This is a genomic window from Caballeronia sp. LZ008, assembly GCF_031451435.1.
GTDB lineage: Bacteria > Pseudomonadota > Gammaproteobacteria > Burkholderiales > Burkholderiaceae > Caballeronia > Caballeronia zhejiangensis.
Window position 1 is genome coordinate 1,357,895 of record NZ_JARUXK010000001.1, and the last position, 23,106, is coordinate 1,381,000.

Consider the following 23,106-nt stretch of genomic DNA (forward strand, 5'->3'; position numbering starts at 1 on the left):
GCAGCGCGCTGCTAGAAGCGTTCGGGGCTCAGCGCGGCAAGGGTATCGGCGGGAACATCGGGCGTAACGCCGGAAACGAGATCCGCGATCACTTTAGCAGACCCGCACGCGAGGCCCCAGCCCGCCGGGCCGTGCGCGGCGTTCACGAAAAGCCGCGGATGGCGCGTCGCGCCGACGAGCGGCAGGCCGTCGGCGGTGACGAGGCGCAGCCCTTCCCACGCGCGCGCAGCGGAGACGCGCGCCGCGCCCGGAATCCAGTCGTGCGTGCCTTGGCCGAGCAGATCGAGCGCGCGGCGCGAGAGCGAGGCGTCGAGCGGCTTGTCGGCCTTGGACGCGCTCTGGAACACGCCCGCGCCGCCCACGCGCAGCCGCTGGTTGATGCGCGTCATCGTGATGCGCTTGATCGAATCGACGACCGTCAGATGCGGCGCGCGCTCCTCGTACGCGACGGGCGCGGTGAGCGTATGCACGCGCAGCGGAAAGAGCGACGACGCCGACTTGGAGCCGCCGATGAGCCCCGGCGTGCCCGTGCCCGCCGCGACGACGATGGCGTCCGCCGTGATGAGCTCGACATCGGCGCTGCGCTTTTTGCCTTCGTGGGGACCGGCGAGCTGGACGGCCGCGCGGCCATCGTCCAGACGCAGCGACGCCACCGCGCGATGCATGCGGAACTGCACGCCGCCGTCTTCGAGCACCTGCTTCAGTTGCTTGGTGAAGAGCGGGCAGTTCGCGGTGCGCTCGTCGGGCAGCAGCACGCCGCCCGCGAATTCCGGGAAATCCGGCACGGAAGGCTCGATGGCGACGCATTCCTCGGGCGTCAGCAGTTGATGCGCAACGCCGCAACTTCTGAGCAGATCGATGGCCGGCTGCGCGTCTTCGAGCTCGCGCGGCTGCCTGAAGACGTGCAGCACGCCGCGGCGCTGCTCGAAATCGAGTTCCAGCCGGCTTTCGATGTCCGCGAGCACGCGCCGCGACACATCGACGAGCGGCTGCAGATGCGCGTACTGCGCCGCGAACGCCTCGGGATCGCGCAGCGTCGCGAGCTGCTTCAGAAAATCGCGCGCGGCCGAGTCGAAGCCGGTCTTGACCACCATGCCGCTTTGCTTCGAGCGGCTCGACGCCATGAACGTCGGCCCGAACCAGACATCGAGCGGCGAGGGCAGCAGCGCGCCGCCCTGGCCGTAGGTGGCGCCTTGCGCGACGGTCGCGTGGCGCTCGACCACGCACACGCGATGACCGGCCGCATGTAATTGACAGGCGGTGGCGATGCCGGCGATTCCTCCGCCGATGACGATGACATCCATGACTTTTTGTGCCCGAAGGCGCGAGATTGCAGTGCGGCGTGACGCTCGGGCACGGACGCCCGGCTGCTGCGTTGACGGTGAAACGACAGGCTGGCGGCGTGATTCGGCACGCGCCGTACCCGAAGAAAGCGCGCCATGATAGCGCCAAAATCGTTTGCGGGGGACGGCGAGCCGGGCGCTCATGTGGCCCGCGGCACGCTCGATCCCCGATGGCCGGCCCGGCGCGGACAATTTCGGGATGCGCGACGATCCGTTTCGCGTCGCCGCTGCACCGTGGCGCGCCACGCGGACGGACCGCCCCGGCCGATTTCGAGACGCTTCCGGGTTATAATCGCGGTCTTCCTTTCGCCTCACGCCGTTTAGCGTGCTCGAGTCCGAATTTGCGAATATCCGGTTTGCAAAAAGCGATCGAGCGTCGCGCGAGCGGCACACAGACGTCATCGACGCACCGTCACAATGGCCCACTTCTCGTGTTTCCCCGGCGCTTCGGCCCTCTCCGATTTCCGTCAGACCCGCCTTCTCGAAACGCTCGCCCGCATCGACGCGAACATCGTCGGCGTGCGCGGCCAGTTCCTGCATTTCGTCAACGCGTCCGAGCCGCTCACCGACGATGACAACAGCCGCATCGCCGCGCTGATGCACTACGGCGCGCCGTTCGCGGACTCGAAAGAGCGCGGTCATGTCGAGACGTTCATGGTCGTGCCGCGCTTCGGCACGGTCTCGCCGTGGGCGAGCAAGGCGACCGACATCGCGCATCACTGCGGCCTCGAGAAAGTGCGTCGCATCGAGCGCGGCGTCGAATTCTCGGTCGTCATGAAAAGCGGCTTCCTCGGCGGCAAGAAGGCGCTGTCGGACGAAGCGCGCGCGGCCGTCGCGGATGCGCTGCACGACCGCATGACGGAAAGCGTCGCGGCATCGCGCGACCAGGCGCTGCATCTCTTCGACGAGCTGCCCGCGAAGCCTTTGCAGACCGTCGACATCATCGGCACGGGCCGCCGTGCGCTCGAGGCCGCGAACGCCGAGCTCGGCCTCGCGCTCGCGGAAGACGAGATCGACTATCTCGTGAACGCGTTCGAGAGCCTGAAGCGCAATCCGACCGACGTCGAACTGATGATGTTCGCGCAGGCCAACAGCGAGCATTGCCGCCACAAGATCTTCAATGGCGAATGGACCATCGACGGCGAAAAGCAGGACATGTCGCTGTTCCAGATGATCCGCAACACGGAAAAGCTGAATCACGCGGGCACGATCGTCGCGTATTCGGACAATTCGGCGATCATGGAGGGCGGCGTCGCGGAACGCTGGTTCCCGCGCGGCGCCGACGAGCAGTACCGGCGCAACGTGGAATTGACCCACACGCTGATGAAGGTCGAAACGCACAATCACCCGACCGCGATTTCCCCGTTCGCGGGCGCGGCGACGGGCTCGGGCGGCGAAATCCGCGATGAAGGCGCGACGGGCCGCGGCGCGCGTCCGAAGGCCGGTCTCGCGGGCTTCACCGTGTCGAACCTCGATCTGCCCGACGCGCGCGAAAAGTGGGAAAACGACCGCGACGCCGCCGTGCCGCTCACGCAACGCAATCCGTCCGACGAGCACGCGCCGTATGGCCGCCCGGACCGCATCGCGTCGCCGCTGCAGATCATGATCGACGGCCCGATCGGCGCTGCCGCGTTCAACAACGAATTCGGCCGCCCGAACCTCGGCGGCTATTTCCGCACCTACGAGCAGAACGTCGCGGGCCGCGTGCGCGGCTATCACAAGCCGATCATGATCGCGGGCGGCATCGGCAATATTTCGGATCAGCACACGCACAAGCTCGACCTGCCGGCCGGCACGCTCTTGATCCAGATCGGCGGGCCGGGCATGCGTATCGGCATGGGCGGTGGCGCGGCATCGTCGATGGCGACGGGCGCGAACACCGCCGAACTCGATTTCGACTCGGTCCAGCGCGGCAATCCGGAAATCCAGCGGCGCGCGCAGGAAGTCATCAATACGTGCTGGCAGTTGGGCGAGGGCAATCCGATCCTGTCGATCCACGACGTCGGCGCGGGCGGCATCTCGAACGCGTTCCCGGAGCTCGTCGATGGCGCGGGCAAGGGCGCGCGCTTCGAGTTGCGCAAGGTTCAGCTCGAGGAAAGCGGTCTGTCGCCGCGCGAAATCTGGTCGAACGAGGCGCAAGAGCGTTACGTGCTGGCGATTTCGCCCGCCGATCTGCCCGCGTTCCAGGCGATTTGCGAGCGCGAACGCTGCCCGGTGGCGGTCGTCGGCGTGGCGACGGACGAACGTCAGCTGAAGCTGATCGACGACGCCAACGAAGGCCAGGAACCCGTCGACATGCCGATGGACGTGCTGCTCGGCAAGCCGCCCAAGATGCATCGCGATGTGAAGCGTGAGAATGCGCAATTCACGCCCGTCGACGTGACGGGTCTGTCGCTGTCCGAAGTCGCTGTCGACGTGCTCAAGCATCCGACGGTCGCGAGCAAGTCGTTCCTCATCACGATCGGCGACCGTTCGGTCGGCGGCACGACCGCGCGCGACCAGTTCGTCGGTCCGTGGCAGGTGCCCGTCGCCGATTGCGCGATCACGACGATGGATTACGCGGGCTTTCGCGGCGAAGCGATGACGATGGCCGAGCGCACGCCGCTCGCCGTCATCGACGCGCCCGCGTCCGGCCGCATGGCAGTGGGCGAGGCGGTGACGAACATCGCGTCCGCGCCGATCGAATCGCTCAACAAGCTGAAGCTCTCCGCGAACTGGATGGCCGCGTGCGGCAGCGCCGGCGAAGACGCCGCGCTCTACGACACCGTTAAGGCGATCGGCATGGAACTGTGCCCGGCGCTCGGCATCAGCATTCCCGTCGGCAAGGATTCGCTGTCCATGCGCACCAAGTGGCAGGACGCACGCGGCGGCGCGCGCGAAGTGGTGTCGCCGGTGTCGCTCATCATCTCGGCGTTCGCGCCGGTCGAGGACGTGCGCCGGCATCTCACGCCGCAACTCGTCGACGATACCGACACGGTGCTGATCTCGATCGATCTCGGGCGTGGCCGCAACCGCATGGGCGGCAGCATTCTCGCGCAGGTCACGCAGCAGGTCGGCGACGCAGTGCCCGATGTCGACGATCCCGAAGACCTCAAGCGCTTCTTCGCGGCGATCCAGGCTTTGAATGCCGATGGCAAGCTGCTTGCCTATCACGACCGCTCGGACGGCGGCCTGTGGGCGACGGTCTGCGAAATGGCGTTCGCGGGGCATGTGGGCGTGTCGCTGAACATCGACATGCTGACGCTCGACGCCGATCACGAATCCGATTACGGCGACGCGAAAGACTGGGCCAAGCAGACGAGCGGCCGCCGCGACGACCGCACGATCCGCGCGCTGTTCTCGGAAGAGCTCGGCGCGGTCGTGCAGGTGCGCGCATCGGATCGCGACGCGGTGCTCGGCGCGCTGCGCGAACACGGTTTGTCGGCGTGCTCGCATGTGATCGGCAAGCCGAACCGGAGCGGCGCGGTCGAAATCTATCGCGACGCGAAGAAGATTTTCGATGCGCCGCGCGTCGAGTTGCATCGCGCGTGGAGCGAAGTGAGCTGGCGCATCGCGCGTCTGCGCGACAACCCGGCCTGCGCCGACGCCGAATACGACGCGCTGCTCGACGCCGCCGATCCTGGCATCGCGCCGGTGCTCACCTTCGATCCGGCGGAAGACGTCGCTGCGCCGTTCATCGCGACGGGCAAGCGTCCGCGTGTCGCGATCCTGCGTGAACAGGGCGTGAACTCGCATCTGGAAACGGCATACGCGTTCGATCGCGCCGGCTTCGATGCACACGACGTCCACATGAGCGACCTGCTCGAAGGGCGCGCCACGCTCGCCGATTTCGCGGGCGCGGTCGCGTGCGGCGGCTTCTCGTACGGCGACGTGCTCGGCGCGGGCGAGGGCTGGGCGAAGACGATCCGCTTCAACGCGAAGCTCGCCGACATGTTCGCGGCGTTCTTCGCGCGTCCGGATACCTTCGCGCTCGGCATCTGCAACGGCTGCCAGATGATGTCGAGCCTCGCGTCGATCATCCCGGGCGCGGAAAGCTGGCCGAAGTTCACGCGCAACAAGTCGGAGCAGTTCGAGGCGCGTTTCTCGCTCGTCGAAGTGCAGAATTCGCCGTCGATCTTCTTCGCGGGCATGGAAGGCTCGCGCATTCCGGTGGCGGTCGCGCACGGCGAAGGTTTCGCTGACTTTTCGCAGCAAGGCGATCCGGCGCAGGCGCTCGTCGCGATGCGATACGTCGATCATCGCGGCAATGCGACGGAGCAGTATCCGTTCAATCCGAACGGATCGCCGCAGGGCATTACGTCCGTGACGACGCCCGATGGCCGCTTCACCGTGCTGATGCCGCACATGGAACGCGTGCATCGCAACGTGCAGATGAGCTGGACGCCCGACGACTGGACCACCGACGGCAGCCCGTGGCTGCGCGTGTTCCAGAACGCGCGACGCTTCCTCGGCTAATCGCGCATCGTCGCATGGCTGGACCGAACACCCCGAAGCTGACGCTTCGGGGTGTTTTTATTTTTGAGCCCGTTCCATAACACTGCCTTCCGGCAAATATCCCAAAATAATCAACGCGTAAGTTGCGGGTATAGTGCTTCGGCGCGTCGCGAGGCGCGTTTGACCACGGAGGAGAAATGAGGCAGTTGCCATCAAAATATTTAGGTATACGGAATTTATTGGCGATGACGATCATCGCGTCGTCGTGTCTCGTCGCGGCGTGCGGCGACAGCTCGGATTCGGGTTCGGCCAATCTCTCGCCGACGGCGCGCGCGGCGGCGCTCGGCGAGAACCTGATGGTGCGCGTGGACATCGACGGCAACGATGCCGCGAAGTCCGGCACGAACTGCGCCGATCTCGGCGCCGACTGGGCCAGTTGCGCGCGCGGCGAGCTGATTCTCGAAAACACCGGCAGCCGCAGTCTCCCGGCAGGCGGCTGGACGCTGTACGTGCACAGCATCCGGCGCATTTTGATGGTGGAACATCCGGCGTTCGCGTGGAAGCACGTCACCGGCGATCTCTACGCGCTGACGCCGCGCGCGGGCGCTTTCACGCTCGGCGCGGGCGAGCGCATCGAAGTGCCGTTCGTCGGGGAGTACTGGTATCAGCGCTACAGCGATCTGTTGCCGCGCGCGTATGTCGTGGCGGACGGCAATGCGGCGCCTGCCATCCTCAAGCACAACGATACCGACGATGAAACCCGCTACGTCGATCGCATTCCGCCGATCGCGGACGACGCAGCGGCATTCGCCGCAACGCCCGCGCAAGTGCAACGCGCACGCGCCGAAGCCGCGTTGCCATCGGCGCAGCAGACCGCCGCGCGCGCGGTGCCGGCGGTGCTGCGTTCGACGGCGGGTGAGGGCGCGGCGCAGGTCGGCGGAATCGATTTGTCGGCGTCCGGTTTGACATCGTCGCAAGTGGCGGCGCTCACGTCGCGCGCGGCGACGCTCGGTCTGACCGGCGCGGCCGTGCGCGTGAGCGGGCAGATCGCCGGAGGCGCATTGCCGGCCGATATCGCGCGCGCGGGCGGTTATCGGCTGACGATCGCGCAAGACGGCGTGAAGATCGACGCCTTCGATGCGGGCGGGCTGTTCTACGGCGTGCAGACCTTGCTCTCGCTTACGCCCGCGGGCGGCGGCAGCGTGCCGGCGATAACCATCGAAGACGCGCCGCGATACACGCATCGCGGCATGCACGTCGACGTCGCGCGCAACTTCCGTCAGCCCGCCACGTTGCGCCGTCTGATCGACCAGATGAGCGCATACAAGCTCAACCGGCTACACCTGCATCTCACCGACGATGAAGGCTGGCGCATCGAAATCCCCGGTCTGCCGGAGCTGACCGAAATCGGCGCGAAGCGTTGCCACGATCTCACGGAAACGCAGTGCCTGTTGCCGCAGCTCGGCTCCGGTCCCGACAATCGCTCGGGCGGCGGCTATCTGAGCCGCGCCGAATATGTCGCGCTGCTTCGTTATGCGGCGGATCGCTTCGTCGAGATCATTCCGGAAATCGACATGCCGGGCCACGCGCGCGCCGCGGTCGTGTCGATGGAAGCGCGTTACCAGCGTCTTGCGGCGCTCGGCAACAAGGCGGCCGCGAACGCGTACCGTCTGCTCGATCCGGCCGATACATCGAACACGACGACCGTCCAGTTCTACGACCGCCGCAGCTTCCTGAATCCGTGCTCGGACGGTGCGCAGCGTTTCGCATCGAAGGTGATCGGCGAAGTCGCGTCGATGCATCGCGAAGCGGGCGCACCGCTTTCCGTGTGGCACTTCGGCGGCGACGAGGCGAAGAACATCCTTCTCGGCGGCGGTTTCCAGCCGCTCGACGGCACCGATCCCGGCAAGGGCCGCGTGAACCTCGCGTTGCAGGACAAGCCGTGGGGACGCTCGCCGCAGTGCGCGGCGATGATCGCGTCGGGCAAGGTTGCATCCGTCGACGAACTGCCGTCGATCTTCGCGCGCCAGGTCAGCCAGATCGTGCGCGCGAACGGCATCGGCACGATGGCCGCGTGGCAGGACGGCATCAAGCACGCGAACGGTCCGCAGGATTTCGCGACGTCGAACGTGATGGTGACGATGTGGGACACGATCTTCTGGGGCGCGTCCGACACCGTGCAGACGCTCGGCAGTCAGGGCTACAAGACGGTGCTCGCGCTGCCGGATTATCTGTACTTCGACTTCCCCTATGCCTTCGATCAGCGCGAGCGCGGGTATTACTGGGGCTCGCACGCGACGGACAGCTTCAAGACGTTCTCGCTCGCGCCTGACAATCTGCCGCAGAACGCGGAGATCATGCCCGATCGCGACGGCAAACCGTTCGAAGTGACGAGCGCTGGACCGGCGCCGCGTATCGAAGGCATTCAGGGACAAGCCTGGGCGGAAGTGATGCGTACGGATCAGCAGTTCGAGTACATGGCGTATCCGCGCTTGCTTGCGCTTGCGGAACGCGCGTGGCATCGGGCCGCGTGGGAACGTCCTTACGTGCAGGGCGAGCGCTACAAGCTCGGCGACACCGACAAGGTCGACAAGGCCGCGCTCGCAGCGGACTGGGCGGGCTTCATGAGCGTGGTGCAGAACCGCGAAATGGCGAAGCTGACGCGCTCGGGCGCGGTGGTCAGGACGAAGCTGGGCGGTTGACGGCGCATGAAACGGCAAAGCCGCCCGAAGGGCGGCTTTGTTACCAACGAACAAGCAAGCGCGCTTACTTCACCACCGCCTTGTTCCGCAAGCCTTCCTCGAACGCTTGCAGCTTTTCCTGCTGCATTTGCTGCGCGATCTGCGCCTTCACCTGATCGAACGGCGGCGGGGCGACATCACGCGCATCGTCCAGACGGATGATGTGCCAGCCGAACTGCGTCTTCACCGGCTCGGACGTCATTTCGCCCTTCTTCAGCTTCTCCGCGGCCGCGCCGAATTCAGGCACGTAAGCCGAAGGCGAGGACCAGTCCAGATCGCCGCCGTTCTTGCCCGATCCCGGGTCCTTCGAATATTGCTTCGCGAGATCTTCGAAGCTCGCACCGGCCTTGATCTTCGCGATCAGATCCTTCGCCTGCGCTTCGTCCTCGACGAGAATGTGATGCAGATGCAGTTCCTTGCCGCCGCCGTTCTGCTTGACGAGCTCGTCATAGCGCGCCTTGATCTCGGCGTCGTTCGGCGTGTTCTTCTTCACGAAATCTTCGATCAGCGCGCGCAACACCACGGTCTGCTGTGCGACGGCGACCTGCGCCTTCACGTCGGGACGCGTCGCGATGCCTTCGCGCGCGGCTTCCTGCATCAGGATTTCGCGGTTGATGAGTTCCTCGCGCACCGCCTGCTGAAGCTGCGGCGAATCCTGCTGACCTTGCGCCACGAGTTGCTTCACGAGCGCATTGGCGCGCGACGTGGGAATCGGCGTGCCGTTGACGACGGCGATGTTTTGCGCAAACGCAGGAGCAGCCGCGAATGCAGCCAGCAACACCCAGACGCGGGTTTTTTTCAAAGTCATCGGAGGTTCCTAACTGAACAAACAGACGCCTTCAAAGGCGAGATTTAAGAGGCAAGGCTTAGGGTCGAACCGCGCGCGGGTTTATTCGAATTGTTCTGCGAACTCTTGCGGCGTGTAGGCCCGGATCGCGAGCGCGTGCACGCCGCGCCGCATCTCCTCGGCCAGCGCATCATACACCAGTCGATGTCGCGCCACGCGTGCCTTGCCCGCGAAGCATTCCGCGACGATCGTCACCGTGTAATGGCTGCCGGCGGCCGCGCCCGCATGGCCCGCGTGCGCGGCGCTGTCGTCGTCGATATGCACCGACTGAGGCTGCAGCGTGGCATTCAAACGCGCTTCGAGATGCGCGATCTTGTCCGCCGCCGATGCGCTCGTGAAATCGAACGATGCGCTCATTGCCCGTCCTCCTTCATGTATTTCGCAAGCCAGAAGCTTTGCGCGACGATGAACAGGACGAGACAGCCCGTCGCGCCGAAGAGCTTGAAGTTCACCCACTGATCCGTCGTGAAGTTATACGCGACGAAAAGATTGACGATGCCGAGCAGCGCGAAAAACACCGCCCACGCGACATTCAACTGGCCCCATACGCGATGCGGCAGCACGATCTGCTTGCCCATCATCGCTTCGATGAGATTCTTTCTGAAGCCGATCTGCGCGACGATCAGCGCGAACGCGAAGAGCCAGTAGAGCGCCGTCGGCTTCCATTTGATGAAGGTATCGTTGTGCAGCACGAGCGTCGCGCCGCCGAACACGACGACCACGCCGAGACTGACCCACAGCATCGGATCGACCTTGCGATGCCGAAACGCGACCCAGGCGATCTGCACGAGCGTCGCCGCGATCGCGACCGCCGTCGCGGTATAGATGCCCCAGACCTTGAATGCGACGAAAAAGAGAATGATCGGAAACAGATCGAACAGAAATTTCATTGGCGTGCGGACGTGATGGGCATCGGATGGATGCGAGGCGCGCGAGAAAAAAGCGCCCGCGAGAAGCGGCGGGCGCCGGTACGACGAAATGGACGGGCTCGCGCTTACTTGGGTTCGAATTGTAGCGCAGCCGAGTTGATGCAATACCGCAGGCCGGTCGGCGCGGGGCCGTCCTCGAAGACGTGGCCGAGATGCGCGCCGCAGTTCTTGCACACGACTTCGATGCGAAGCATGCCGTGTGAGCGGTCGGTCTTCTCCTGGATCACTTCGCCGTTGATCGGCTTGAAGTAGCTCGGCCACCCGCAGCCGGCGTCGAACTTCGTGTCCGATTCGAACAGCGGCGTGCCGCAGCACACGCAGTCATAGACGCCGCGCTCCTTGTGATCCCAGTATTTGCCCGTGAAGGGGCGCTCGGTCGCGGCGTGGCGCGTGACCTGGTACTGCATGTCGTCGAGTTCGCGGCGATACTCGGCGTCGTCCTTTTGCAGCGGATAGCTCGTCGGGGTGGCGTCGTGGCTCATCTGTCGTTCCTTTGATCTGGCCCGGAAGGCCTGGTATATGAGGGCGATCCTACGAAGAACAACTGACTTCGAGATCGCTCGCCCAATCGGGCGGCAGGCCCGCGTAGGCTTCGTATTCGGGCTGTTCGTCGTATGGATGGCGCAGCACGTCCAGAAGACGCGCCACTTCCGAAAAATCCTTTTCCGCCGCGCGCCGAATGGCGTTTTCCGCCAGATGATTGCGCAGCACGTACTTCGGATTCACGCGATTCATCGCCGCGGCGCGCTCGGCGTCGTCGCGCGGCTCGTGGGCGAGGCGCTCGCGATACTGCGCGGCCCACGCATCGAATGCGGCGCGATCGAGGAACAGATCGCGCACGGGCGCGTCGCGGCTCGCGTCGGATTTCGAGAGCTTCGACAGGTTCCGGAACGTCAGCGTGAAGTCCGCGCGATTCGCATGCATGATTTCGAAGAGACCGTTGGCGAGCTTGTCGTCGCCTTCGCGCTCGATATCGAGGCCGAGCTTCGCGCGCATCTTCGCGACGAGCGCGGGCCCGAAGCGATCCTTGTAGCGCTCCATCACCTTTTGCGCCTCTTCGACCACGCGCTCGGCGCGGCCCTCCTCGGGCAGATTCGCGCCGAAGAGCGGCACGAGCGCCTGCGCGAGACAGAAGAGATTCCAGTACGCGACCTGCGGCTGGCGCCCATACGAATAGCGTCCTTGCGTATCCGAATGATTGCAGACGTGATGCGCGTTGAAGGCATCCATGAAGCCGAACGGACCGTAATCGATCGTGAGGCCGAGGATCGACATGTTGTCGGTATTCATCACGCCGTGGCAGAAGCCGACGCCTTGCCACTCCGCCATCAGATCGGCGGTGGAGCGCACGGCTTCGTCGAGCAGCGCGAGATACGGATCGTCGGCATCCCTGCAATGCGGATAGAACCGGTCGATGACGTGATCGGCGAGCGTCTTCAGCTCGTCGATGCGATCGTTCGAATAGAAATGCTCGAAGTGGCCGAAGCGCACGAAGCTCGGCGACACGCGCGTGACGATCGCCGCCGTTTCGACGATCTCGCGCCGCACCGGCAAGTCCGAGCCGATGACGGTGAGCGCGCGCGTCGTCGGGATGCCGAGATGATGCATCGCTTCCGAGCACAGAAACTCGCGGATCGACGACCGCAGCACCGCGCGGCCATCGCCCATGCGCGAATAGGGCGTGCGGCCCGCGCCCTTCAGTTGCACTTCGAGACGCGCGCCGTCGTGCTCCGCTTCGCCTAGCGTGAGCGCGCGGCCATCGCCCAGTTGTCCCGCCCACACGCCGAACTGATGCCCCGAATAGACGGCGGCATAGGGCAGGGCATCGGCGGGCCAGTCGCGCGTCGGATTGCCGGCGAAGAAGGCGGCGAACGCGTCTTTCTCAGGGCCGGTGGCGACTTGCGGATCGAATCCGAGCGTTTCGGCCATCTCGCGCGACATCCCGACGAGATACGGATCGGGAACGGGCGCGGCAGGAAGACGGGTGAGAAAAGCGGTGCCGAGCGCGGCGAAGGAGCCCGGCTCGCCGACCCGGATCGCGCTGGCGATTTCGTTCACGGAACGCGCGTCGGCGGGCGTCTCGTCGCGCGCCGCGCGCACGGCATTGCTTGGGGAAAACGACATGTTGAGCGCCTCTGAGTTAAACGATATTGTAATTCCGCGCCCGCGGGCCTGCAGAGCGCGGCCCGGCCATCCGATCAGCATTCGCCAGATTCGAGGACTTCGCCTATGACGTCGCCGCTCTACGGGCAGATGATGGACATACCGCTGCTCGCGTCGTCCCTGCTGTCTCATGCCTCACGCCACTTCGGCGACAACGAGATCGTGTCGCGGCGCATCGAAGGCGATATCCACCGCTACACCTACCGCGATTGCGAGAAGCGCGCGAAACAACTGGCGCAGGCGCTGACCGCGCTCGGCGTCGAGCAGGGCGAGCGCATCGGCACGCTCGCGTGGAACGGCTACAGACATCTCGAATGCTATTACGGCATCAGCGGCATGGGCGCCGTGTGCCACACGATCAACCCGCGTCTCTTTCCCGATCAGATCGCGTTCATCATCGATCATGCGGACGATTCGTATGTCTGCTTCGACATGACTTTCGGTCCGCTCGTCGAACTGATCGCGCCGCAGTGCCCGAACGTGAAGGGCTGGATCGCGCTCGGCGATGCCGCGTGCATCGCCGAACATCTGTCGAACATGAGCGTGCCGGTGATGAGCTACGAAAGCCTCATCGGCGAGCACGACGGCGACTACGCATGGCCGATGCTCGATGAGCGTCAGGCATCGTTTCTCTGCTACACGTCGGGCACGACGGGCAATCCGAAAGGCGCGCTGTATTCGCATCGCTCGACGGTGCTGCACGCGTACGGCGCGGCGTTGCCGGACGCGATGGGCGCATCGTCGAGCGATGCGATCCTTCCCGTCGTGCCGATGTTCCACGTCAACGCGTGGGGCATTCCGCACGCGGGGCCGCTCGTCGGCGCGAAGCTCGTCTTTCCCGGCAAGGATCTGGACGGCAAGTCGCTCTACGAATTGATGGAAGCCGAAGGCGTCACGTATTCCGCCGGCGTGCCGACGGTGTGGATGAGCCTGCTCACGTACATGAAGCAGCAGAACGTGCGTTTCTCGACGTTGAAGCGCACCGTGATCGGCGGCTCGGCGTGTCCGCCCGCGATGCTGCGCATCTTCGAGGAAGAGTACGGCGTGCAAGTGATCCACGCGTGGGGCATGACGGAGATGTCGCCGCTCGGCACCTTGTCGCGCCTCAGTTTCAGGCAGAAGCAGCGTCCGCTCGACGAGCAGCGCCGCTCGCTGGAAAAGCAGGGCCACGCGCTCTTTGGCGTGGACATGAAAGTCGTCGGCGACGACGGCACCGAACTGCCGTGGGACGGCAAATCGTTCGGCGATCTCCATGTGCGCGGGCCGTGGGTCATCGACCGGTATTTTCGCCGGGACGATTCTCCGCTCGTCGACGGCTGGTTCCCGACCGGCGATGTCGCGACCATCGATGAAGACGGGTTCATGCAGATCACCGATCGCAGCAAGGACGTGATCAAGTCCGGCGGCGAATGGATCAGTTCCATCGATCTGGAGAACATCGCGGTGTCGCATCCGCAGGTGGCGGAAGCGGCGTGCATCGCGTGCTCGCATCCGAAGTGGACCGAGCGGCCGCTGATCGTCGCGGTGCTGAAGCCGGGCGCGACCGTCACGCGCGAGGAACTGCTCGCGCATTTCGAGGGCAAGGTCGCGAAGTGGTGGATTCCGGACGATGTCGTGTTCGCCGAGGAACTGCCGCACACCGCGACGGGCAAGCTGCAGAAAGTGCGCCTGCGCGAGCAGTTTCGCGATTACGTGTTGCCCAACGCCGCGGAGAATCCGGTCTAGCTTTTTCTTGCGTCATCGAAAGCCCCGGCTCGCGGTGCGCGCGCCGGGGCTTCGTGCATTTCTGGCGATCGATTGGCGCGAAACGCGTCGTTTGAACGATCGTGCTTTTTTGTGTATTCTGCCCCGATCGCCCACAATCGATTTCATATCCGGTCGACAGGAGACACGTTCATGGCAGTGGACTACACGATCCGCGACGGCGTCGCCGTCGTTTCGCTCGACAATCCGCCGGTCAACGGTCTCGGGCATTCGACGCGGCTCGGCATCGTCGAAGGTGTCGAGCGCGCGAACGACGATGCCGACGTGCGCGCCATCGTCATCATCGGCGCGAGCAAGGCGTTCTCGGGCGGCGCGGACATCACCGAATTCAACACGCCGAAAGCCACGCAGGAACCGACGCTCATGACCGTCATCGCGACGCTCGAAGCGAGCGCGAAGCCCGTCGTCGCGGCGATTCACGCCGTCGCGATGGGCGGCGGTCTGGAACTCGCGCTCGGCGCGCATTACCGCGTCGCCGTGCCCGGTGCTCAGATCGCGCTGCCGGAAGTGAAGCTCGGGCTTTTGCCGGGCGCGGGCGGCACGCAGCGTCTGCCGCGCGTGGTCGGGCTGGAAACGGCGCTGAACATGATCGTGTCGGGCGCGCCGGTGCCCTCAGAAAAGCTCGCGCAAACCGCGCTTTTCGATGAACTCGCCGACGGCGATCTGCTGGAAAGCGCGTTGTCGTTCGCACGGCGGGCCGCCGATCGCGGCGGTCCGCATCCGAAAGTCCGCGATCGCCAGATCGAGCATCCGAACGCCGAGGGTTTCATCCAGTTCGCGCGCAACAGTGTCGCGGGAGTCGCGAAGCATTTCCCGGCGCCGCACAAGTGCATCGATGCAATCGAAAAAGGCGTGAAGGAAGGTTTCGAGCGCGGTCTCGCCTTCGAGCGCGAATGCTTTCTCGCGCTCGTGCAGACGCCCGAAAGCCGCGCGTTGCGGCATGCGTTCTTCGGCGAACGCGCGGCTGCCAAGATCGCCGATGTCCCGTCGAACACGCCCGTGAGGAAGATCGAGCGCATCGGCGTGATCGGCGCGGGCACGATGGGCGGCGGCATCGCGATGAACTTTCTCAACGCCGGCCTGCCCGTCGTGCTGCTCGAAACGAAGCAGGACGCGCTCGATCGCGGCATCGCGACGATCCGGCGCAACTACGAGGCGCAGGTCGAGAAGGGCAAGCTCACGCAGGAAAAGGTCGAAGAGCGCATGGCGCTCATCGCGCCGACGCTTGCGTTTGGCGATCTGGCCCAGGCCGATCTGATCGTCGAAGCCGTGTTCGAAGACTTGAGCGTGAAGGAACAGGTCTTCCGTCAGCTCGACGAAATCGCAAAGTCCGGCGCGATCCTCGCATCGAATACATCGACGTTGAATCTCGACACGATCGCCTCGTTCACGAAGCGTCCCGGCGACGTGATCGGCATGCACTTCTTCAGCCCCGCGAACGTGATGAAGCTGCTCGAAGTCGTGCGCGGCGCGAAGACCGAAAAGGACGTGCTCGCAACGGTCATGCAGCTCGCGAAGAAAATCAGGAAGACGGCGGTGGTGTCGGGCGTATGCGACGGCTTCATCGGCAACCGGATGATCGAGCAGTACATCCGCCAAGCGCTCTTCATGCTGGAGGAAGGCGCGCTGCCGGAGCAGATCGATCGCGCGATCGAAAACTTCGGCTTCGCGATGGGGCCGTTTCGCATGAGCGATCTCGCGGGCAACGACATCGGCTGGGCGATCAGAAAGCGGCGTTATCGGGAGCAGCCGGAGCTGCATTATTCGCGCGTCGCGGATCGTCTGTGCGAGATGGGCCGCTTCGGCCAGAAGACCGGCGCGGGCTGGTACGACTATCAGCCGGGCAAGCGCGACGCGCTGCCGTCGAACGTGGTCGATGACATGATCGTCGCGTATTCGAAGGAACGCGGCGTCGAGCGGCGCAAGATCCGCGATGAAGAGATCGTCGAGCGTCTCGTGCTTTCGCTCGTGAACGAAGGCGCGAAGATTCTCGAGGAAGGCATCGCGGGCAAGGCGTCGGACATCGACATGGTTTATCTGACGGGCTACGGCTTTCCGCTCTGGCGCGGCGGCCCGATGCTGTATGCGGACACCATCGGCCTCTACAACGTGGAACGCGCGATGCGCAAATACGCGAAGCAGGCCAACGGCTACGCGTGGCAACCCGCCGCGCGCGTCACCGAACTCGCGCAATCGAATGGACGCTTCAATGGCTGATATCAAACCTGTCGAAGACGTGTTCCTCGCCGTGGACGTGCAGTACGACTTCATGCCGGGCGGCGCGCTTGCCGTCGCACACGGCGATGAAGTCGTGCCGGTCATCAATCGGCTTGCGCGCGCGTTCTCGCATGTCGTGCTGACGCAGGACTGGCATCCGCGCTCGCATGTGTCGTTCGCGGCGAATCACGAGGGCCGCGCGCCATTCGAGACGATGACCTTGCCTTACGGCGAACAGGTGCTGTGGCCGGTGCATTGCGTGCAGGACACGCGAGGCGCGGCGCTGCATCGCGATCTGCATGTGCCGCACGCGCGGCTCGTGATTCGCAAGGGGCATCACGAACACGTCGACAGCTATTCGGCGTTTCTCGAAGCCGACCGTTCGACACCGACCGGTCTCGAAGGCTATCTGCGCAACGTCGGCGCAAGACGCGTGTGGCTCGCCGGACTGGCGACGGACTATTGCGTCGCGTGGTCCGCGCTCGATGCGCGTGCGGCGGGCTTCGACGTCATCGTGATCGAGGACGCGTGCCGCGCGATCGATCTGAACGGCTCGCTCGACCGAGCATGGAACGACATGCGCGATGCGGGCGTGCAACGCGTGAGCTCGGACGAAATTCTCAAAGCGGGGGCAACGACATGACCGATGCAGTCATCGTATCGACGGCGCGCACCGCGCTCGCCAAATCGTGGCGCGGCGCGCTCAACATGACGCACGGCGCGACGCTCGGCGGCCATGTGACGAAGGCGGTCGTCGAACGCGCGGGCATCGATCCGGCGCGCGTCGAGGACGTCATCATGGGCTGCGCGAATCCGGAAGGCGCGACGGGCGCGAACATCGCGCGGCAGATCGCGTTGCGCGCGGGCTTGCCGGTTTCCGTCCCCGGCATGACGGTGAACCGCTTCTGCTCGTCGGGCTTGCAGACGATCGCGCTTGCCGCGCAGCGCGTGATGACGGGCGAGGGCGATGTGTTCGTCGCGGGCGGCGTCGAATCGATCTCGTGCGTGCAGAACGAGCTGAACCGTCACATGCTGACCGAAGGCTGGCTCAGGCAACACAAGCCCGAAATCTACTGGTCGATGTTGCAGACCGCCGAGAACGTCGCGAAGCGCTACGAGATAGCGAAAGAGCGGCAGGACGAATACGGCGTGCGCTCGCAGCAGCGCGCGGCGGCGGCGCGGGCGGCGGGCAAGTTCGACGATGAAATCGTGCCGATCACCGTGCTTGCCGGCATCGCCGATCAAGCGACGGGGCGCATGTTCACGCAAGAAGTGACGCTCGCCGCCGACGAAGGCATCCGCGCCGATACGACGCTCGAAGGCGTGTCGAAGATTCGCACCGCGCTGCCTGGCGGCGTCATCACGGCGGGCAATGCGAGCCAGTTCTCGGATGGCGCGTCGGCGTGCGTCGTGATGAGCGCGACGCTCGCCGAGAAGGAAGGTCTCGCGCCGCTCGGCATTTTTCGCGGCTTCGCGGTCGCGGGCTGCGAGCCGGACGAAATGGGCATCGGTCCGGTGTTCGCCGTGCCGAAGCTTTTGAAGCGCGCGGGCCTGTCCGTCGACGATATCGGCTTGTGGGAGCTGAACGAAGCGTTCGCCGTGCAAGTGCTCTATTGCCGCGACCGGCTCGGCATTCCCGACGAGCGCCTGAACGTGAACGGCGGCGCAATCGCGGTCGGGCATCCGTACGGCGTGTCGGGCGCGCGCCTGACGGGTCACGCGCTCATCGAAGGCAAGCGGCGTGGCGCGAAGTTCGTCGTGGTCACGATGTGCATCGGCGGCGGACAGGGCGCGGCGGGCCTTTTCGAAATCGTGTGAGCATTTGCGGCCCGGCGATTTTTGCTACGCTTCGAGATTCGTTCGATAACAGGAGTCGCCGTGCTACGTCACATCGTCATGTGGAAGCTGAAGGAAAACGCCGAGGGCGCGAGCCGCGCCGAAAACGCGCAGAAGCTGAAGGCGAAGCTCGAAACCTGCCGCAGCATCGTGAAAGGGCAAGGGCATTTCGAAGTCGGCACCGCGCAGCCGGGTTTCGATTGCACCTATGACGTGGTGCTCGTGTCCGACTTCGACGACAAGGCGGCGCTCGAAGCGTATCAGGTGCATCCGAAACATCAGGCGCTGAAGGACTTCGTCGCGGCGATCCGCGAAGCGCGTCAATGCGTCGACTACGAAGTGTGAGCGCGATGTCCTCTTCCGATCAACCTGCAAGCAACGGCGTCGCGCTCGAGAGCCCGTTCATCGATACGCTCGGCGTCGAGCTCGTCAAGGCGCAGGACGGCGAAAGCGAAGTGCGGCTGCCGCTTCGCGACGAACACCTGAACACCTGGGGCATCGCGCACGGCGGCGTCACGATGACGATGCTCGACGCATCGCTGGCGCTCGCCGCACGCAGCGTCGCGGGCGATGGCATCGGCGTCGTCACCGTCGAGATGAAGGTCAATTTCATGCAGCCGGGGCGCGGCGAATTGCGCGGTTACGGCCGCGTGTTGCATCGCTCGACGACGATGGCTTATTGCGAAGGCGAGATTCGCGACAGCGAAGGCCACTTCGTCGCGAAGGCGCTCGGCACGTTCAAGTACATGAAGCGGCTCGCGGTCGGGCGCGACATCGTCCGGCAGAAGATGCGGTCCGATCCGAAGGCGACGCCCGGTCCGAGCGACGCCTGAACACCATTCGAGCGAAGGAGGTTCAGCATGGCAGACGCACAGATCAACCGACAAATTCTGCTCGTGTCGCGTCCGCAAGGCGAGGCGTCGGTGTCGAATTTCAGGCTCGTCGAGACGCCGCTTGCGCCGCTGAAGGACGGCGAAGTGCGCGTGCGCAATCACTATCTGTCGCTCGATCCGTACATGCGCGGCCGCATGGACGACGCGAAGTCGTACGCCGCGCCGCAACCGCTCGAGGAAGTGATGATCGGCGGCACCGTGGGCGTCGTGAGCGAATCGCGCAATCCGGCGTTCAAGGCGGGCGATAGCGTCGTCGGCATGTTCGGCTGGCAGGAATACGGCACATCCGACGGCACCGGCCTGAACAAGGTCGATGCCTCGCGCGTGCCGCTTTCCGCGTATCTCGGCGCGGTCGGCATGCCGGGCGTCACGGCGTGGTACGGACTGAACCGCATCATCGAGCCGAAGGCGGGCGAGACGGTCGTCGTGTCGGCGGCGAGCGGCGCGGTGGGCAGCGTCGTCGGGCAACTGGCGAAGGCGGCGGGCTGCCGCGTGGTCGGCATCGCGGGCGGCGCGGACAAGTGCCGCTATGTCGTCGAGACGCTCGGCTTCGATGCGTGCGTCGATTACAAGGCCGGCAAGCTGCACGAAGATCTGAAAGCCGCGACGCCCGATGGCATCGACGGCTACTTCGAGAACGTCGGCGGCGACGTGCTCAATGCCGTGCTCGCGCGCATGAACGCGTTCGGGCGCATCGCCGTATGCGGGATGATCTCCGGTTACGACGGCAAGCCGACGCAATTGGACGCGCCGCGGCTGATCCTCACGCAGCGGTTGAAGCTGCAGGGCTTCATCGTCTCCGAACATCTCGATGTCTGGCCGCAGGCGCTGAACGAACTCGGCGAGCGTGTCGCGACGAAGAAGCTGCATTTTCGCGAGAGCATCGCCGAAGGGCTCGAGAATGCGCCTGAGGCATTTCTCGGCCTCCTGCGCGGCAAGAACTTCGGCAAGCAACTGGTGAAACTGGTGTGATGGATCGCTTCGAAGGCAAGGTCGCCGTCATCACGGGCGCGGGCAGCGGATTCGGGCGCGAGTTCGCGAAGAAGGGCGCGGCGCTCGGCATGAAGCTCGTGCTCGCCGATCTCGACACCGCCGGGCTCGCCGCGACCGTCGATGCGCTACGCGCGGCGGGCGGCGACGCGATCGGCATCACGACGGACGTATCCGACGCCGCTCAGGTGCACGCGCTCGCGCAGGCATCGCTCGACACTTACGGCGGCGTGCACATGCTCTTCAACAACGCGGGCGTCGGCGCGGGCGGCTTCGTGTGGGAGAACAGCGCGAACGACTGGCAATGGGTCTTCGGCGTGAACGTGATGGGCGTCGCGAACGGCCTGCGCGCGTTCGTGCCGATCATGCTCGAACAGAACGAGCCGGCGCATATCGTCAATACGGCGTCGGTGGCGGGCCTGCTCGCCGCGCCCGCGATGGGCGTCTACAACGCATCGAAGCACGCGGTCGTCGCGCTGACCGAGACGCTGCATCACGATTTGCGGCTGGCGGGCGCGTCGATGATCGGCGTGTCGCTGCTGTGTCCGGCGTTCGTGCCGACTGGCATCGCGGATGCCGAGCGCTCGCGCCCCGACGCGCTCGCCAACGACGCGCCGTACACCGCCTCGCAAAAGCTCGCGGCGCGGCAACTCACGCGGGCGGTAGAGGGCGGGAAGCTGTCGGCGCGCGACATCGCCGATTTGACGTTCGATGCGGTGCGCGAAGGGCGCTTCTATGTCATCACGCATCCGGCCATCATGCCGTCGGTGCAACTGCGGCTCGACGATATCGCGCAACTGCGCAACCCGACCGATCCGATGTCCCTGAAACGTCCGCGTTGATGTGCACGGTTCGTGGCATGATCGTGTCCCTTTGACGCTCTTTCCGCCGATGCCGCTCAATCCAAAGATCGCGCAAATTCTGGAGATGGTCGCGCGCGCGAATCGACCGCCGTATCACACGCTCACGCCGAAAGAGGCGCGCGCAGCCTACGCGATGAGCGCCCAGATTCTCGATATCGCGCCATTGCCGGTGCACGCCATCGAGGATCTGCGGATTCCCGTGCGCGATGGCGCAACGATCGGCGTGCGCGTCTATCATCCGATCGAGCCGAGCTGGGCGCAGCCTTCTCCGGGGCTTCTTTATTTTCACGGCGGCGGCTTCACCGTCGGCAGCGTGGCGACGCACGACGCGCTGTGCCGCAAGCTCGCGCACGATGCGCAATGCGCGGTCGTATCGGTCGATTACCGGCTTGCGCCGGAGCACAAGTTTCCCGTCGCCGTGACCGATGCCTTCGATGCGCTGCAATGGCTGGCGCGGGAGGCTCCGACGCTCGGCATCGATCCGGCGCGGCTCGCGGTTGGCGGCGACAGCGCGGGCGGCACGCTCGCGATCGTGTGCGCGGTGCTCGCGCGCGATGCGGGCATCGACCTGAAACTGCAATTGCTGATCTATCCGGGCACGAGCGCGTGGCAGAAGAGCGATTCCCATGCGCGCCTCGCGGACGGGTATCTGCTCTCAGGCGGAACGATTCAGTGGTTTTTCGCGCAGTATCTGCGTGATGATCGCGATCGCGACGACTGGCGTTTCGCGCCGCTCGATGCGGCGCGCGGTACGCCGGATTTCGCGGGCGTCGCGCCGGCGTGGATCGCGGCGGCGGACTACGACCCGCTACACGACGAAGACACTGCGTTCGCGGCGAAACTCGAAGACGCGCGTGTGCCGGTCACGCTCAAGCGCTACGAAGGCATGATTCACGAATTCTTCAAGATGGGCGGTTTCGTACCGGAAGTAGCGGCGGCGCATGCGGATGCGGTGAGGGCGTTGCGGGAGGCGTTCGGGACGCTGTAGAAGCTGGCTCACCCATGATTAGAATCCGAATTATCGGCCCATGACCAGGAAAACGCCTCGCTCCTTCATCTATCTCGGCGCGCTGTTCATCTTGCTTCTCGTCGCCACATTGAATGTGTACAACCTCAATGAAGCATACGGCGACGGTCCGCCGTACTACGCGCGCACGACGAACATGGACAAGTGGACCGATCCTCTTCCCGCGCTCGTTGCGGTCGATGCCATTGCCGTCGTGCTGATCGCTGCGATCCTCTGTATCTCACGCGAAGGAAACGCTGATCAACCGATCTCAAACGAAAAAGCCCGCTCAAACGCCCCCGGCCTCACGACGCGATGCGAGCCGTCATCGTCGCTGCGTTCCTTGATTTCCAGCGCTAACCCGAGCGCCGCCGGATTCACGCGCAAGGCCGTCGTGCTGCGCGTGCCGTAATCGGCCGTTTCGATGAACGCCGCCGACAGCACGCGCTCCCGCTCGATCGAAATCCCCGTCGATGGCAGATGTTCGTCGTTCGCGATGCGCGGGTCGCGCAACGTCTCGATGAGCACATCGAGCGACGGGCGTTCATCGGCGTGAATCAGATCGCACAGCGCCTCCCGCTGCGCGACGAGCTTCGGCCACGGCGTATTCAACAGGCTGTTCGACAAACCGTGCACGCCTGCATCGAGCAAAGCGGGCGGCGCGTCGGCACGATTGCCGTACCAGCCGAGTTCGCGCCGCAAGAAGTCGCCGCAAAGCAGATTGAACCCGTTATACCGATGCCCTTCGCGCGCCACGCCCTGCAGATAGTCGAGCGGCGCCATGCGCTCGCCCGCGAGAAAAGCGCTCACGAGCGTGCCGCGCGTCGGCGCATTCGGCTGCATGTCGCCCGGCGCGCGATAGTTGGTCAGCGCCGCGAAGCGCCCGTCGCGCGATACGCCGAGCCACGTCCCGCCGCCCGTCAGATCGCGGCCGGCGAGCACGTCTGGCGCGTCTTGCCACCAGTGCATCGGTTCGGCGTCGCGGCGAAAGAATTCATCGCGATTGGCGGAAAGCGTCAGCAATGCGCGGCCGTTTTCCTGCGACGCCGCGGGTTGCCAGTCGAAGACGATCAGACACAT

General features: G+C 65.1%; 18 protein-coding genes. 11 read left to right on the forward strand and 7 right to left on the reverse strand.

What is annotated here, in order from left to right; all coding sequences use genetic code 11:
- Positions 1 to 11: 11 nt before the first annotated feature.
- Positions 12 to 1,304: an FAD-dependent oxidoreductase gene (locus QCE49_RS06430; RefSeq protein WP_008349720.1), complete on the reverse strand. Its 1,293-nt coding sequence runs from the start codon at positions 1,302 to 1,304 to the stop codon at positions 12 to 14.
- Between the two features lie 456 nt (positions 1,305 to 1,760).
- Here QCE49_RS06430 and purL point away from each other — a divergent pair, with 456 nt between their 5' ends.
- Together purL and QCE49_RS06440 are read left to right on the forward strand one after the other, a co-directional pair.
- Positions 1,761 to 5,798 (forward strand): phosphoribosylformylglycinamidine synthase, encoded by a 4,038-nt coding sequence (gene purL, locus QCE49_RS06435; protein WP_008349718.1) that lies wholly within the window; start codon positions 1,761 to 1,763, stop codon positions 5,796 to 5,798.
- Between the two features lie 224 nt (positions 5,799 to 6,022).
- Positions 6,023 to 8,479: a family 20 glycosylhydrolase gene (locus tag QCE49_RS06440; protein WP_250459247.1), complete on the forward strand. Its 2,457-nt coding sequence runs from the start codon at positions 6,023 to 6,025 to the stop codon at positions 8,477 to 8,479.
- A 64-nt stretch (positions 8,480 to 8,543) separates the two neighbouring features.
- On the opposite strand, the gene QCE49_RS06445 is transcribed toward QCE49_RS06440, so the two are convergent.
- The 5 genes from QCE49_RS06445 to QCE49_RS06465 all read right to left on the reverse strand — a co-directional run bounded on the left by QCE49_RS06445 (position 8,544) and on the right by QCE49_RS06465 (position 12,499).
- Positions 8,544 to 9,326 carry a peptidylprolyl isomerase gene (locus QCE49_RS06445; RefSeq protein WP_250459244.1) on the reverse strand — a complete coding sequence of 261 codons (783 nt, stop codon included), beginning with the start codon at positions 9,324 to 9,326 and terminating at the stop codon, positions 8,544 to 8,546.
- Positions 9,327 to 9,407: 81 nt separating this feature from the next.
- Positions 9,408 to 9,722, reverse strand: a complete 315-nt coding sequence (locus QCE49_RS06450; protein WP_008349710.1) for a BolA family transcriptional regulator — start codon at positions 9,720 to 9,722, stop codon at positions 9,408 to 9,410.
- Positions 9,719 to 10,255 (reverse strand): septation protein A, encoded by a 537-nt coding sequence (locus QCE49_RS06455; RefSeq protein WP_008349709.1) that lies wholly within the window; start codon positions 10,253 to 10,255, stop codon positions 9,719 to 9,721. The genes QCE49_RS06450 and QCE49_RS06455 overlap by 4 nt, the downstream gene beginning before the upstream one ends.
- Before the next feature lie 104 nt (positions 10,256 to 10,359).
- Positions 10,360 to 10,776, reverse strand: coding sequence for a peptide-methionine (R)-S-oxide reductase MsrB (gene msrB, locus QCE49_RS06460; RefSeq protein ID WP_008349708.1), 417 nt, complete (start codon positions 10,774 to 10,776; stop codon positions 10,360 to 10,362).
- Between the two features lie 49 nt (positions 10,777 to 10,825).
- A complete protein-coding gene (locus QCE49_RS06465) occupies positions 10,826 to 12,499 on the reverse strand; it encodes a YdiU family protein (protein WP_372492619.1) in 1,674 nt (557 codons plus the stop codon).
- A 24-nt stretch (positions 12,500 to 12,523) separates the two neighbouring features.
- Between QCE49_RS06465 and QCE49_RS06470 the strand changes: the two genes are divergently transcribed.
- From QCE49_RS06470 to QCE49_RS06510, 9 genes are all read left to right on the forward strand, one after another.
- Positions 12,524 to 14,182, forward strand: coding sequence for a 3-(methylthio)propionyl-CoA ligase (locus tag QCE49_RS06470; protein WP_250439714.1), 1,659 nt, complete (start codon positions 12,524 to 12,526; stop codon positions 14,180 to 14,182).
- A 171-nt stretch (positions 14,183 to 14,353) separates the two neighbouring features.
- Positions 14,354 to 16,438: a 3-hydroxyacyl-CoA dehydrogenase NAD-binding domain-containing protein gene (locus QCE49_RS06475; RefSeq protein WP_250459242.1), complete on the forward strand. Its 2,085-nt coding sequence runs from the start codon at positions 14,354 to 14,356 to the stop codon at positions 16,436 to 16,438.
- Positions 16,431 to 17,081 (forward strand): bifunctional nicotinamidase/pyrazinamidase, encoded by a 651-nt coding sequence (gene pncA, locus QCE49_RS06480; protein WP_008349704.1) that lies wholly within the window; start codon positions 16,431 to 16,433, stop codon positions 17,079 to 17,081. The genes QCE49_RS06475 and pncA overlap by 8 nt, the downstream gene beginning before the upstream one ends.
- The gene (locus QCE49_RS06485) at positions 17,078 to 18,256 is read left to right on the forward strand and encodes an acetyl-CoA C-acyltransferase (RefSeq protein ID WP_034473389.1); all 1,179 of its coding nucleotides are present in this window, start codon (positions 17,078 to 17,080) and stop codon (positions 18,254 to 18,256) included. The genes pncA and QCE49_RS06485 overlap by 4 nt, the downstream gene beginning before the upstream one ends.
- A gap of 60 nt (positions 18,257 to 18,316) precedes the next feature.
- The gene (locus QCE49_RS06490; RefSeq protein WP_061161325.1) at positions 18,317 to 18,619 is read left to right on the forward strand and encodes a Dabb family protein; all 303 of its coding nucleotides are present in this window, start codon (positions 18,317 to 18,319) and stop codon (positions 18,617 to 18,619) included.
- Positions 18,620 to 18,624: 5 nt separating this feature from the next.
- On the forward strand, positions 18,625 to 19,107 hold the full coding sequence (locus tag QCE49_RS06495; protein ID WP_008349701.1) for a PaaI family thioesterase: 483 nt from the start codon (positions 18,625 to 18,627) through the stop codon (positions 19,105 to 19,107).
- Between the two features lie 27 nt (positions 19,108 to 19,134).
- Positions 19,135 to 20,139: an NADP-dependent oxidoreductase gene (locus QCE49_RS06500; RefSeq protein ID WP_250459241.1), complete on the forward strand. Its 1,005-nt coding sequence runs from the start codon at positions 19,135 to 19,137 to the stop codon at positions 20,137 to 20,139.
- The gene (locus tag QCE49_RS06505) at positions 20,139 to 20,999 is read left to right on the forward strand and encodes an SDR family oxidoreductase (protein WP_034473386.1); all 861 of its coding nucleotides are present in this window, start codon (positions 20,139 to 20,141) and stop codon (positions 20,997 to 20,999) included. The genes QCE49_RS06500 and QCE49_RS06505 overlap by 1 nt, the downstream gene beginning before the upstream one ends.
- A 49-nt stretch (positions 21,000 to 21,048) precedes the next feature.
- Positions 21,049 to 22,008, forward strand: a complete 960-nt coding sequence (locus tag QCE49_RS06510; protein WP_250459239.1) for an alpha/beta hydrolase — start codon at positions 21,049 to 21,051, stop codon at positions 22,006 to 22,008.
- Positions 22,009 to 22,287: 279 nt separating this feature from the next.
- On the opposite strand, the gene QCE49_RS06520 is transcribed toward QCE49_RS06510, so the two are convergent.
- Positions 22,288 to 23,106: an NRDE family protein gene (locus QCE49_RS06520; RefSeq protein WP_244808081.1), complete on the reverse strand. Its 819-nt coding sequence runs from the start codon at positions 23,104 to 23,106 to the stop codon at positions 22,288 to 22,290.